We start from the raw sequence: 12121 nt of genomic DNA, 5'->3' as shown, positions 1-12121 counted from the left end.
GGCGGTGGGCGCTGGGGCGGCGGCTCCGGCGGCGGCTCCTCCCATGGTTCTTCCTCCAGCCGCGGCGGTGGGAATGGCGGCGGCTGGAGTGGCGGTGGCCACGGCGGTGGTGGCCATCGCTGAAGTGAGGTGACGGCGGGTGGGCCGGGTCAGACCTCGACCTGTCCCATCAGCCAGGTCTCCAGCTCTCCCAGCTCGCGCTCCTGCGAGGGGTGACGGGCGCGGACCTCCGCCACGGCCTGCTGCATCCCGTCGCGGCTGTGGGGCTTGCCCACGAGCGCTGTCTGCAGGTCCTGCACGAGGTCCGGGTAGAGCGCATCCGAGAAGACCTGCGCGCGCGTGACGTGTCCGTTCTCCGCGTCGACGTGGACCTCGAAGAAGCCCCACGACAGGTACTCCACCATCTGGTGGCTGAAGCGGGGCGCGTTGCCGAAGCGCCAGTCCCACGACGCGTAGTGCTCGAAGGTGCGCTTGAGCGACGGCTGCTGCTCCAGGAAGGACGGCTCCAACAGCTCCGGCTCCGCGGTGGCGCCGTGGAAGTCGCAGAAGGCGCCAATCATCGCCTTCACCAGCGACTCATGCGAGACGTCCGGCTGCAGGTCGCGGATGTTCATCACGCGCGAGCGCACGGAAGCGCTGCCCTTGGACTCCAGCTTCTTCGGGTGCGGCGTGAGGTAGTTGGCCAGCCGGGACAGGTTCGCGTGGAGCAGGAAGGTGCCGTGGTGGAAGGCGCGGTCCTTCGTCTCGCGGTACGCGCTGCCGCTGACCTTGCGGGGGCCGTCCTCCAGCGGAATCACCAGGTCGTTGCGCCCGGAGGCCTGCGCCGTGACGCCCATCCGCTTCAGCGCGTCCAGGAGGATGCTGACGTTTGCCGTCTTGTTGTAGCCCTCCTTCGCGGACAGGAACGTGAAGCAGGTGTTGCCCAGGTCGTGGAACACCGCGCCGCCGCCGCTGGTGCGCCGCGCGAGGAAGACCTTGTCCTCCTCCATGCGCGTGAGGTTGCACTCGGACCAGGGGTTCTGGTTGCGGCCGATGACGACCGTGTTGTCGTTGCGCCAGAGGAACAGCGTCTGGGTGGACGGATCCAGCTCGCGGAAGATCCAGTCCTCGGTCGCGAGGTTGAACCAGGGGTTGTAGGTCTCCGACAGGAGGATGCGGACGCGCGGGGCTTGAGACATGGGCGCGGAGCATAACCGCCCGCCACGTCCTTGCAGGCCCTTGCGCCGTCCAGCGGTGGACATCCCTCCCATCCAGGGGGTGATGGCCGCGCGAGCCACCCCTCCGGAAGACTCCGGGCGCTTGTTGGTCGCGCGATGCGGGTGTGCGCGAGGGGGCGGCCATGCGTGGAGTGTTTTCCCTGTCTCGTCCGCGTGCGGGCGGGCCGGTGGTGCTGTGGGGCGGAGCGCAGCCATCCGGCAGCCTCAAGTACCTCACCTTCGCGCGCTACCTGGCCGCGATGCCCCCGGGCTCGCGCGGACTGGTGGAGTTGTCCGGAGCCTCCAGCGCGCTGGCGCTGGACGTCCTGGGCCGCGAGCGCGGCCTGCCCACGGTGGCCCTGACGGACGCGACGGGCGAGGCGTACCTGCGCGCGCACGGCTTCCAGGGCCAGGTGCGTCAGGTGGGCTCCATGGCGGACATGTTCCACCAGGCCATGACGCTGGAGCGCGACGGCTGGTGCTGGCCCCGGCAGCTCACCAACCGGGCCCTGGTGGCGTGCGTGGAGGCCTGGGCGTCCGGCCTGCGCGCGCAGGTGCGCGAGCGCTTCCCCACGGTGAAGCGCGTGGTGTGCGGCTTCGGCACGGGCGCGACGCTGGCGGGCCTGACGCGCGTCTTCACGACCGGAGGCTTCACCGTCACCGGCCTGCAGCCCGCGCCCGGCAAGCCGCTGCCCGGCTGGCGCACGTGGGAGGCGCAGAACCTGGGGGCGGAGGACCTGTTCTTCGAACACCAGCCGCGCGTGCCGCTGGCCACGGCCGCGCCCGCGCCGGATGCCGTCACCGCGCTCTTGGACTGGGCCCGCCGTCAGCCCCACCCGGAGCAGGTGCTCGTCATCGCGCACAACGCCCGGGAGGAGGACGTCGCGCGGGCCTAACGCCGCAGGGCGTCCAGCCGCGCCCGCACGGCGGCCACTCCGTCGCGAGGGTACGCGGGCACGTGGGACAGCTCGCGCTCGGCCAGCCGCAGCAGCGTGCGCGCGAGGCCCGGCGTGTCGCCCTCCAGGGCCCGCGCCAGCTCGCCGCCGGTCCCTGGGTAGACGCGCTCCACGCGCCGCAGCGGATCCAACCCGTCCAGCAGCGATGCGGCAGGGGCGGGGACATGGCGCGCGAGCAGCAGGCAGAACAGGCGCACCGCATCGTCCAGGCGCGCGCGGCCGCTGAGTCCCTCGCCGCGCGCGTGGCGTCCCGCGCCCACCAGCACCTGCGTGAGCCACTGGCCAAAGAGCCACGCGTCGTCGGAGGCCGTGCGCTGGAGCTCCGACGCCGTGTCTTCCGCGCGCGCGTCCATGCGCTCCGTCACGCCGCCCTTGTCCAGCAGCACCCGGTAGCGGTTGACGCGCGCGAACGACAGCTCCTCCAGGTCGAACACCGCGAACTCCAGCAGGTGCCCGTCGCGGTAAACGACCTTGAGTCCGTGGGCCGTCTCGCGGAACGCCAGCGCGACGTCCTCCGCGCGGGGCAGCCAGCCGCGCTCCTGTCTCAATGTTTCAGCGTGCCCGGGCCAGGCGACGACGAAGAAGTCGTGGTCGCTGAAGTCATCCGGCGCGTAGTCGCGGGCCGCCATCGAGCCCAGCGCGACGAGCCCCCGGACACGGCCGTCCGCGTCGGCCCTGCGCGTCAATTCCTTCGTGAAGGCCTGATAGGCGGCGGTGTTCATGCGACGGCTCCTCTGGCGAAGAGATAATGCATTGCGTTGAAGTGGGAGGGGGTTGACCCGGATCTGACACGCTTTTCTGTGAATCCTGAGGTTGGCTTGCTTTTTATCAGGGGCTCGCCGTATGGGCTGATTCGCGGGTCAATCCCTTTGATGATCCGCCCTCCCCAATCAGGAGCCTGTATGCGAAACGCCGTCCGGACCCTCGTTCTGACTGTCGCGGTTCTTGCCATCTGGGCGCAGCCTGCCCGCGCGGATACGTACACGCAGACGAAGTACCCCATCGTGCTGGCGCACGGCATGGCGGGTTTCGATTCGCTGTTCGGGGTGCTCGACTACTTCTACGGCATCGAGTCGACGCTGAAGTCGGGCGGCGCGAAGGTCTACATCACGCACGTTCCGCAGTTCAACACGAGCGAGGCGCGCGGTGAGGCGCTGCTGGCGCAGGTGCAGGACGTGCTCGCGCGCTCCGGCGCGGCGAAGGTGAACCTGATTGGCCACAGCCACGGCGGCCTGGACGTGCGCTACGTGGCGGCGGTGCGGCCGGACCTGGTGGCGTCCGTGACCACGGTGGGCTCGCCGCACAAGGGCGCGGACCTGGCGGACTACCTGCGCAACAACCTGAAGAACGGCTCGTTCACGGAGGGCGTCCTGGCGTACTTCGCCAACAGCCTGGGCACGGTGCTGGGCCTGCTGTCCGGCCACACGCAGCCGCAGGACGCGATTGGCGCGCTGGCGGCGCTGAGCAAGTCGGGCGGCGCGGCGTTCACCGCGAAGTTCCCCGCGGGCATCCCCACCACGTCCTGCGGCAGCGGCGCGGCGACGGGCGTCCAGGGCCAGCGCTACTACTCCTGGTCCGGCACGGACCCCTTCACCAACATGCTGGACGCGTCTGACTACGCGATGAAGCTGTCGTCCTTCTTCTACAGCGAGTCCAACGACGGCCTCGTGGGCCGCTGCAGCTCGCACTTCGGCACGGTCATCCGCGACAACTACGACATGAACCACCTGGACGAGGTGAACCAGGTGCTGGGCCTCACCGCGTTCTTCACCGACCCGAAGTCCGTGTTCCGCACCCAGGCCAACCGCCTGAAGACCGCGGGCCTGTAAGCCGCTGCAAGGAGCGCCCCCGCCATGAAGAGCCGCGCCGTCATTCTCGTGGTCGCGCTGTGCGCCCTCCTGGGTGCCGGCGTCTTCTCGTGGTGGAAGGTCCGGGCGGAGGACGCGCCCGGACCCGCTGTCCCGCCGTCTTCGGGTTCCGTCGCGCAGGGGATGCAGCGTGTGGTGTCTCCCACCGCTGTCGGTGCCGCCGTGCCGGCGAGCCCGGCTCCGTCGTCTGGCGCGACGCTGCCGCCCTTGCCCGGTTCGCTCCAGGACACGGAGGAGGACGGCGCGGTGGTGGTGGATGCGTCCGGGCACCTGGTGCCGAACGCGGACCTGCTCCGGTTCTTCAACTACTACCTGTCCGCGACGGGTGAGGAGCCTGCGTCGCTCATCCGCGAGCGCATCCTCACGGCGCTGCGGGGGAAGAAGCTGCCTGCCGCCGCCATGGACGAAGCGGTGCAGGTGCTGGACGACTACCTGGCCTATCTGGAAGCGGCCCGGGGCCTGGCGTCGAAGGGCTCCTCGGCCACGATGGACACCGGCGAGCGCCTGGAGGCCCTGCGCAAGCTGCGCCGCGAGCACCTGGGCCCGGGCGTGGCGGACGGCCTCTTCGGCCAGGAGGAGGCCGTGGACGCCGTCGCCGTGGAGCGGCTGAAGCTGATGAAGGACGCGTCGCTGACGAAGGAGGAGCGCGAGCAGCGCATGGCGGCCCTGGAGGAGCGGCTTCCTCCGGACGTGCGCGCCCACCGCGAGGAGGCCGTGCGCCCGCTGCGGCAGCAGGCCGTGGAGCAGGAGCTGCTGGCGGCGGGGGCGACGGCGGAGGACCTGCATCAGCACCGGCTGTCCACCGTGGGGCCGGAGGCCACCGGGCGGCTGGAGGCCCTGGATGCCGAGCGCGCGCAGTGGAAGCAGCGGCTGGCGGACTTCCGCGCGAAGCGCGAGGCGCTGGGCCAGAGCGAGCCGGACCCGGCCCGGCGTCAGGCCGCGGTGCAGCGGCTGCTGTTCGACTCGTTCACCCCGGAGGAGCGCCTCCGGGTGGAGGCCGCGGACACCATCGACGCGGCCTCCAGATCCGGGGGCGGGTGACGCCGCTTCAGGAGATCTTGAAGGGCTTCAGCTCGCTGACCTCCTCGAGCAGCAGCGGCTGCGCGTGGAGGTACGCGGTGGTGCGGCGCTTCTGGTCGATGTCGTCGTAGACGCGCTGGATCTGCTGCGGCGTGAGGCCCATCTCCGGGGAGACCTCCTCGGGCGTGACGCCGTGGTTCTTCGCCCAGAGGATGAGGTCCAGCTGCGAGTAGTGCACGGAGAAGTAGAAGTCCTCCTGTGACTGCTCCAGGCTGAACGTGTCCGTGGTGGGCTCGCGGTTGAGGATGCCGTCGATGACGCCCAGGTGCCGCGCGAGCTTGTACGTCTGCGTCTTGTAGAGGCTGGCGATGGGCTTCACGTCCGCGGAGCCGTCGCCCAGCTTCACGAAGAAGCCCTGGTCATACTCCAGGCGGTTGGGCGTGCCGGACGCGGCGAAGTTGAGCCGGTCCGCGTGGAAGTACTCCATCATCTTGCGCACGCGCTGCTTGAAGTTGGTGGCGGCGACAATCTGCACGTAGGCCTGGGGCGTGAGGCGGAAGCGCTGCTCCTGCCCGTCCACCTGCACCACCACGTAGAAGACGTTGAGGGCGTCCGTGTTGAGCCGGTCGCCGTGCATGACGATCTTCCACTTCATGTCCGGCTGGAACGCGGGGAACACGGAGCGCACCGCCGCGTCGCGCTGCGAATAGCACCCGGCGGCCTCCAGCACGGGCGCGATGTCGTGCAGCGTGTACTGGATGCCCAGCTTCTCGCAGAGCTCGCGGCCCAGCTTGGAGGACAGGCCGCTGGAGTCGCGCTCCGGCAACAGCAGGCCGAAGACGCGGTCCGGCCCCAGCGCGCGCACCGCCAGCGCGGCGACGCACGCGGAGTCGATGCCGCCGGAGACGGCGACCACCAGCCCGCGCTTGCGCAGCTTCTTGAGGACGGCCTCCTTGAGCCCGTCGGACAGCGACGCGGCCTTGGCCTCCCAGTCCAGTTCCAGCACCTGCTTGGAGAACTTCGTCGTCACGGCGACCTCGATTCAGGGGAAGAGAGTGAAGACAACACGCGCGTGCGCAGGTCGGCCTTGAGCACCTTGCCGGTGGGCCCGCGGGGCAGCGCGTCCATGAACAACACGTAGCGGGGAACCTTGTGGGCCGGGAGCGACTCGCGGCAGAAGCGGCGCAGGTCGTCCTCCTCGGCGCTGGCGCCGGGCTGGAGGACCACGGCGGCGCAGGCCGCCTCACCGCCCAGGTCGTCCGGCACGCCCACCACGGCGGCCTCCAGCACGGCCGCGTGGCGCGCGAGGACGTGCTCCATCTCCGCGGGGCTCACCCGGTGGCCGCCGACCTTGAGGATTTCTTTTGCTCGGCCGACGAGGAAGAAGAAGCCATCCGCGTCGCGCCACGCCAGGTCCCCCGTCCACAGCCAGCCATCGTGGAGGATGGCGGCGGTGTCGTCCGGCGCGTTGAGGTAGCCGGGGGTGACGTTGGCGCCCTTCGCCACGAGCTGGCCCACTTCGCCATCGGGCAGGGGCGAGCCGTCGTCCGAGACCACGGCCAGCGTGACGCCGGGGATGCCCTGGCCGATGGAGCCCGCCTTGTCGGTGGCGCGCGAGGGCGGCAGATAGGACAGCCGCGCGGTGGCCTCCGTCTGGCCGTACATGACGAACAGCTCCGCCGGGTGGAAGGCCTCGCGCGTCCAGCGCACGGTGTCCGGGGACATGCCGCCGCCGGCCTGGGTGAGGTAGCGCAGCTTCAGGCTCTTGAGCGAGTCCGGCGCGGCCTGACGGCGCAGCAGTTCGAAGGTGAGGGGCACGCCCGCGAAGCCGGTGCAGGACTCGGTGGCCATGGCCTCCAGCACGACCTGCGGGTACATGAAGCGCGGATCCAGGAACACGGAGCCGCCCGCGAGCAGGTGCGTCTGGAGCACGCTCTTCCCGTAGCAGTAGTGCAGGGGAAGGATGAGCATGGCGCGGTCGCGCGGCGTGAGCCCCAGGTACTCCACGATGGAGCGCGTGTTCGCCGCGATGTTGGCGAACGTCTGCACGACGCCGCGAGGCGTGCCCGTGCTGCCGGACGTGTAGACGATGGACGCGGGAGCCTCCGGGGGCAGGGAGGGCAGGGCGCCCGATGCCGTGACGCTGGCCTCCGGATCCACCGCGCCGTCTTCCTGAAGCCACGCGCACGAAGCAGGCTTCAGCAGCCCGAGCATGCGCTCCGGAGGACGCGAGCCATGCACGACGAAGAAGTGGCTGAGCTGTGAGCGCCCCGTCCAACGCCGAGCGTCCTGACCGAAGATGACCGCATGGCGCGCGCCCGTCTGCTCCAGGATGCTGGCCAGGGAGTCCGCGCCCGTCTCCCGGTCCAGCTCCACGGCGCAGGCGCCCAGGGCCTGCACCGCGAGACTCGCGACGGCCGCCGCGCACCCCAGGGGCAGGGCGATGAGCACGCGAGCCCCGGGCTCCACACCCGAGGCCCGCAGCTGTCCCGCGAGCGCGAGCATCCGCGCTTCAAGCTGCGCATACGTGAGCCGCGCCCAGGGCGAATCCACCGCCGGTGCTTCCGGCGTCGCCGCTGCGTGGCCGCGAACCCACGAGGGCGGGGTGTCAGCGCTCACGCGGCCTCCAGCTGCACGGCGTCCACGTCCGCCTGGGGCACGGGCCTGGGCTTCAGGAATTGATGCGCCAGCAGCTGCGTGGACGCCACGGCGAACAGGGCCATGGTGTCCGCTTCGCTCTCCGCGGAGTTCGGCGCCCGCAGCTTCGCGACCAGCCGCTCCACCTTGCGCGCGTCGAAGACGCCCGTGGCCGCCACCGCCTCCGGGGCCAGCAGCTCGCGCGCCCAGGCCGGCGCGTCCGGACCCACCAGCGCTCCCGCGATGGGGGCGCGATACGGGAACTTGGTGCGCTCCAGGATGGACGCCGGCACCCGGCCCTTCGAGAAGCGCTTGAGCAGGTGCTTCTCGTCCAGGCCCCGCAGCCGCAGCCGCTCCGGCACCCTCGCGGCGAACTCCATCACGCCCGTGTCCAGGAACGGGAAGCGCCCCTCGACGGCGTTGCCCAGCAGCATGCGGTCGCCCTGCGCGGACAGGAGGTAGCCCGACAGCAGCGTGCGCGCCTCCAGGTACTGCGCCCGCGCCAGGGGCCGCCACTTCGCCACCGCGTCCGGCACCGTCGCGAGCACCGACGCCACCGGATCCTCGTCCGCCACCTTCGCGGCGAACTCCGGCGCGAGGAAGCGAAGGATGCGGCCGCTGTTGCCCCACCGCACCAGGTGCGAGAACCCCAGCGCGTCCGGCGTCTCCAGCCCCGTGCCGAAGAACTCGCGCAGCAACTCCACGCTCTGCTGGCTCACCGACAGCGTCGGATACAGCCGGCGCAGGAGCAGCGGCCGGTACTTCGAGCCCGGCTGGCGCGCCCAGAACTGGCGCACCTGCGTCTCCTTGAAGAGGTCGTAGCCGAGGAACATCTCGTCCGACCCTTCACCTGTCAGCACGACCTTGATGCCGTGGTCGCGCACCCACCCGGACAGCCGCAGGAACGGCGCGGGCGCGGAGCGCATCATCGCCTGCTCCGCGTGGAAGATGACGCCCGGCACCAGCGAGCCGATGTCCCCGTCGCGCATCTCCACCACGCGGTGCTCGGTGCGCAGCTGCTCCGCCACCGTCGCCTGGTGCGTGCGCTCGTCGAACCGCGCGTGCGCGAAGCCCACGGAGAACGTCCGCAGCGTGCCGCCCAGCTGCTCCTGCGCCAGCGAGCACAACAGGCTGGAGTCCAACCCTCCCGACAGGTACGCCGCCACCGGCACGTCCGCGCGCAGCCGCAGGCGCACCGCCCGGTCCAGCACCGCGCCCAGTTCCTCCAGGAGCCGGGGCGCGTCCGCCGCGTCCGGCGTCACCCCGAAGTCCAGGTCCCAGTAGCGCTGGAGCGTCAGCGTCCCGTCGCGCCACTTCGCCACGTGCGCGGGCGGCAGCAGGGACACGCCCTCGAAGGACGTGCGCGGCGCCACCGGCGCCCACAGCTGGTACGTCTGTTTCAGCCCCCGCGCGTCCAGCGCGGGCGTCACCAGGCCTCCGGCGAAGAGCGCCTTCGCCTCCGACGCGAACGCCAGGTGGCCTTGCGGCAGGGACGCGTAGAACAGCGGGCAGATGCCCACCCGATCCCTCGACATCCACAGCGTGCGGTCGCGCGGGTCCCACAGCGCGAAGGCCCACTGGCCCTCGAAGCGGCGCACGCAGTCGATGCCCCACGCGAGGAACGCCGCGAGGATGACCTCCGTGTCCGAGCGCGTGCGGAAGGCATACGCGCCCGACAGCTGCTCGCGCAGCTCCACGTGGTTGAAGATCTCCCCGTTGAACACGACGGTGAGGCCGGTGGCCTCGTCGCGCATCGGCTGGTGACCGGAGGCCAGGTCGACGATGGACAGCCGCGCGTGCCCCAGCGCGGCGCCGTCCAGGAGCAGGGCGCGCTGCGCGTCTGGCCCCCGGTGCTTGATGCTGGCGGTCATGCGGCGCAGGCGGCCGGCGTGCTGCTCCGTGCCTGTTGCGTCACCCGCCGGGAAGGTGAACCCCGCGATGCCGCACATGGGCGTCTCAGCTCGCCTTCGCCAGCGACTGCTTGCGGTCCACGAAGGCCACCACGCGCGACAGCGAGTCCAGGTTCTCCGGCACCAGCTCCTTGTCGTCGAGCTTGATGTGGAACTCCGTCTCGATGAAGGCCACCAGCTCCATCATGCCCGTGGAGTCGATGAGGCCCTTGCGCAGGAACGAGTCGTCGTCCGCGAAGTCGTCCACGAAGAAGGTGTCGACGATGAAGGTGCGAAGCGTGTCACGCGTGCTCATGGGATGGGTCCTGTCGTTGAAGCAGGGAATGGGGTGTGGAAGGGCGATGCGAATGGAACGCGCCCGGCGCGTTTTGCTGAGCGCCGGGCGAAAGGCAGGCGGCAGGGCGGTCAGGTACCCGTGGCGTCCCGGGACACCAGGTCCAGGCTCATGCTGCGCGCCGGGTTGCCCATGGCGAGCGAGTCCGGGGGCACGTCCTGGGAAACGATGCTGCCGGCGGACACCACCGACCGTGCACCAATGCGCACGCCGGGCAGCAGGATGGCGCCGTGGGCCACCCAGACGTCGTCCTCGATGATGATGGGGGCGATGCGCTGGCCGTCCCGGTCGCTCACGCGCACGTACGACGCGAACATGCACCGGGCGCCAATCTGCACGGACTCCCAGGCCTCCACGGACACGCCGTAGTTGAACTGGGTCTCGTCGCCCACCAGCAGCCGCGCGTGCTCGTAGCAGACCACCGACGTGGGCAGCATGCCGCCCAGGAACGTCAGCTTGTCCCCCAGCTCCGCGTGGCCGTCGTTGCGCGCGGCCACCGGGCCATACGCCGCCACGTCCCGGCCCGTGCGGAAGGTGCGGAACAGCCAGCGCGCCCGCGCCACGGCCACCACGCGCTCGGCGCGCGGGAACACCTGCGTGCGCACCAGCTCCATGCCCGCGCGCGCCATCTGGACGGCTTCCTGCCGGGAGGGGAGGGGAGGCTTCATCGCGCCACCTCGCGCCGCAGCACGCGGGCCGGCGAGCCGCCCACCATCACGCCAGGAGGAATGCGGCGGGAGATGACCGTGCCGGAGGCCACGCTCGCGCCCTTCTGCAGGTGCGTGCCCGGCAGCAGGATGGAGCGGCTGCCCACCGTGACACCTTCCTCCACCACCAGCGGCACGGACTGGGGCCGCTCGTGCCGGTTGCCCCGGACCGGGTGATACATGTTGTCCAGCAGCTTGCACCACATGCCCAGACGGCTGCGCGCGCCCACCGTCACGCAGGACTGCGCTTCGATGGAGCTGCCTCCCTCGATGGTCACGTCGTCCTCGATCACGATGCGTCCCCCCCGCTGCGCGTGCAATTCAATGGGCGCCATCCGCGCGTCGAAGACCACGCGGTTGCCCACCAGGACTTCGCCCTCGCCGTGAATCCAGACGCGGCCCCAGACGGTGGGGATGGCGCCCACGGACTCACAGCGGCGCAGCTTCAAACGCGCGACCGTTGGCCCCAGGCCGAGCATCATCATCAACGGAACGCGCATGGCTTCAGGGCCCGGCTTTCGCGGAGGCCGGTGCCTCCGGCAGCGCCGCCAGGAACGCGATGAGCGCCGGCGCCACGCGCGCCTGCCCCGCCGCGTTGAGGTGGCCCCCGTCATCGGAATAGTCAGGCACCATCGCCGGGTACGCGCGGCCGTTCACCTCGTACGTCTCGCGGCTGCCATCCGCCTGCGACGACTCCAGCGCCGCCAGGTCGAACAGGGGCTCCTTGCCGCCGTAGGTCTGCCGCATCAGCGCGTTGAACGCCTCGCGCGACACGTTCTCCCCCACGCCGAACACGGGGCGCCCGCGCAGCTCGTTGAACCACGCCTTCGCCCCGCGCTGCACCGTCGTCAGCGGCGCGGTGACGTGCACGAAGGTGACGCCCGGGTGGCGCGACTTCAGCCCCGCGAGCGTGGTGCGGTACTTCTCGAAGAGTGCCTTCGCGTCCGTGCTGGAGGTGAAGTCGATGTAGCAGAACTTCATCAGCGCCACGTCCACCTGCTTCGCGACGCCGCCGTCCAACAGCCGTTCGAAGTGCGCGATCTTCGTCTCCGGCTGCTCGTTCTGGCCCACGAACGCGTGCGCCAGCGTGCCCTGCGCAATCGCAGTGCTCGCGTCCTTCACCTCCACGATGGCGGGCGCCTTCGTGCTGGGTGAAAGGCCGCGCACACCGTCCAGGATGTTGCCGCCCACGGACTGGTGGCCAAAGAAGACCCGGCGGTGCGTCAGCCGCTCCAGCCCCGCGGCTGCCGCGTCCGGCGTCACCTGGGCCGTGGCCGCCGCGCTCTGGGGCAGGGCCATCAACAGCGCGCCCGGAAGGAGCAGCGCACCCAACCGCGCGGGAAAGTCACGAATGACTTGCATATGTGAACCTTTAGACCTTTCAGGCTCCGAGCGTCAAAGGTCCTGGCGTCGCGTCTGGATGCATGCCTTCCAGGCCGCCACGCAAAGTGTAAACAGAGGGTCGTGATTGCCCCGGAGTGGGCTCCGGGAAA

12 protein-coding genes are annotated in these 12121 nt (G+C 70.7%); 3 read left to right on the top strand and 9 right to left on the bottom strand.

Going from position 1 to position 12121, the window contains the following annotated elements; genetic code table 11:
* Positions 1–149: 149 nt before the first annotated feature.
* Positions 150–1178 carry a lipoate--protein ligase gene (locus tag D7X55_RS06280; protein WP_120547824.1) on the bottom strand — a complete coding sequence of 343 codons (1029 nt, stop codon included), beginning with the start codon at positions 1176–1178 and terminating at the stop codon, positions 150–152.
* Positions 1179–1339: 161 nt separating this feature from the next.
* On the opposite strand from D7X55_RS06280, the gene D7X55_RS06275 reads away from it, so the two are divergent.
* Entirely contained in the window at positions 1340–2092 is a 753-nt protein-coding gene (locus tag D7X55_RS06275) for a pyridoxal-phosphate dependent enzyme (RefSeq protein WP_120547842.1), read from the top strand.
* Here the strand turns inward: D7X55_RS06275 and D7X55_RS06270 are convergent.
* Entirely contained in the window at positions 2089–2874 is a 786-nt protein-coding gene (locus D7X55_RS06270) for an aminoglycoside 6-adenylyltransferase (RefSeq protein ID WP_121722514.1), read from the bottom strand. The two genes, D7X55_RS06275 and D7X55_RS06270, sit on opposite strands and share 4 nt — an antisense overlap.
* A 180-nt stretch (positions 2875–3054) precedes the next feature.
* Here D7X55_RS06270 and D7X55_RS06265 point away from each other — a divergent pair, with 180 nt between their 5' ends.
* Positions 3055–3981, top strand: a complete 927-nt coding sequence (locus tag D7X55_RS06265) for a triacylglycerol lipase (protein ID WP_199746875.1) — start codon at positions 3055–3057, stop codon at positions 3979–3981.
* 24 nt (positions 3982–4005) lie between these two features.
* Positions 4006–5061: a lipase secretion chaperone gene (locus tag D7X55_RS06260; RefSeq protein ID WP_121722513.1), complete on the top strand. Its 1056-nt coding sequence runs from the start codon at positions 4006–4008 to the stop codon at positions 5059–5061.
* A gap of 7 nt (positions 5062–5068) precedes the next feature.
* Here D7X55_RS06260 and nadE read toward each other — a convergent pair whose 3' ends face one another.
* The 7 genes from nadE to D7X55_RS06225 all read right to left on the bottom strand — a co-directional run bounded on the left by nadE (position 5069) and on the right by D7X55_RS06225 (position 11990).
* The gene (nadE, locus tag D7X55_RS06255; RefSeq protein ID WP_120547820.1) at positions 5069–6070 is read right to left on the bottom strand and encodes an NAD(+) synthase; all 1002 of its coding nucleotides are present in this window, start codon (positions 6068–6070) and stop codon (positions 5069–5071) included.
* Positions 6067–7659, bottom strand: a complete 1593-nt coding sequence (locus tag D7X55_RS06250) for a class I adenylate-forming enzyme family protein (RefSeq protein ID WP_120547819.1) — start codon at positions 7657–7659, stop codon at positions 6067–6069. The genes nadE and D7X55_RS06250 overlap by 4 nt, the downstream gene beginning before the upstream one ends.
* Entirely contained in the window at positions 7656–9626 is a 1971-nt protein-coding gene (gene asnB / locus D7X55_RS06245; protein WP_121722512.1) for an asparagine synthase (glutamine-hydrolyzing), read from the bottom strand. Before asnB ends, D7X55_RS06250 begins: the two co-directional genes overlap by 4 nt.
* 7 nt (positions 9627–9633) lie before the next feature.
* A complete protein-coding gene (locus D7X55_RS06240) occupies positions 9634–9882 on the bottom strand; it encodes an acyl carrier protein (RefSeq protein ID WP_014398060.1) in 249 nt (82 codons plus the stop codon).
* Positions 9883–9992: 110 nt separating this feature from the next.
* On the bottom strand, positions 9993–10589 hold the full coding sequence (locus tag D7X55_RS06235; protein WP_120547817.1) for an acyltransferase: 597 nt from the start codon (positions 10587–10589) through the stop codon (positions 9993–9995).
* Positions 10586–11128, bottom strand: coding sequence for a DapH/DapD/GlmU-related protein (locus D7X55_RS06230; RefSeq protein ID WP_120547816.1), 543 nt, complete (start codon positions 11126–11128; stop codon positions 10586–10588). Before D7X55_RS06230 ends, D7X55_RS06235 begins: the two co-directional genes overlap by 4 nt.
* Before the next feature lie 4 nt (positions 11129–11132).
* On the bottom strand, positions 11133–11990 hold the full coding sequence (locus D7X55_RS06225; protein WP_120547815.1) for a hypothetical protein: 858 nt from the start codon (positions 11988–11990) through the stop codon (positions 11133–11135).
* Positions 11991–12121 lie beyond the last annotated feature (131 nt).

Source organism: Corallococcus sp. AB049A (assembly GCF_003668885.1).
Lineage (GTDB): Bacteria > Myxococcota > Myxococcia > Myxococcales > Myxococcaceae > Corallococcus > Corallococcus interemptor.
The sequence above is the reverse complement of the archived record's forward strand: the minus strand, read 5'-3'. Positions and strand labels throughout refer to the sequence as shown.

Excerpts from the sequence above, each read along its gene's own strand:
- D7X55_RS06270 (WP_121722514.1), bottom strand. The coding sequence starts at position 2,874 with ATGAACACCGCCGCCTATCAGGCCTTCACGAAGGAATTGACGCGCAGG.
- asnB (WP_121722512.1), bottom strand. The coding sequence starts at position 9,626 with ATGTGCGGCATCGCGGGGTTCACCTTCCCGGCGGGTGACGCAACAGGC.
- D7X55_RS06225 (WP_120547815.1), bottom strand. The coding sequence starts at position 11,990 with ATGCAAGTCATTCGTGACTTTCCCGCGCGGTTGGGTGCGCTGCTCCTT.
- D7X55_RS06230 (WP_120547816.1), bottom strand. The coding sequence starts at position 11,128 with ATGCGCGTTCCGTTGATGATGATGCTCGGCCTGGGGCCAACGGTCGCG.
- D7X55_RS06280 (WP_120547824.1), bottom strand. The coding sequence starts at position 1,178 with ATGTCTCAAGCCCCGCGCGTCCGCATCCTCCTGTCGGAGACCTACAAC.
- D7X55_RS06265 (WP_199746875.1), top strand. The coding sequence starts at position 3,055 with ATGCGAAACGCCGTCCGGACCCTCGTTCTGACTGTCGCGGTTCTTGCC.
- D7X55_RS06260 (WP_121722513.1), top strand. The coding sequence starts at position 4,006 with ATGAAGAGCCGCGCCGTCATTCTCGTGGTCGCGCTGTGCGCCCTCCTG.
- D7X55_RS06275 (WP_120547842.1), top strand. The coding sequence starts at position 1,340 with ATGCGTGGAGTGTTTTCCCTGTCTCGTCCGCGTGCGGGCGGGCCGGTG.
- D7X55_RS06235 (WP_120547817.1), bottom strand. The coding sequence starts at position 10,589 with ATGAAGCCTCCCCTCCCCTCCCGGCAGGAAGCCGTCCAGATGGCGCGC.
- D7X55_RS06240 (WP_014398060.1), bottom strand. The coding sequence starts at position 9,882 with ATGAGCACGCGTGACACGCTTCGCACCTTCATCGTCGACACCTTCTTC.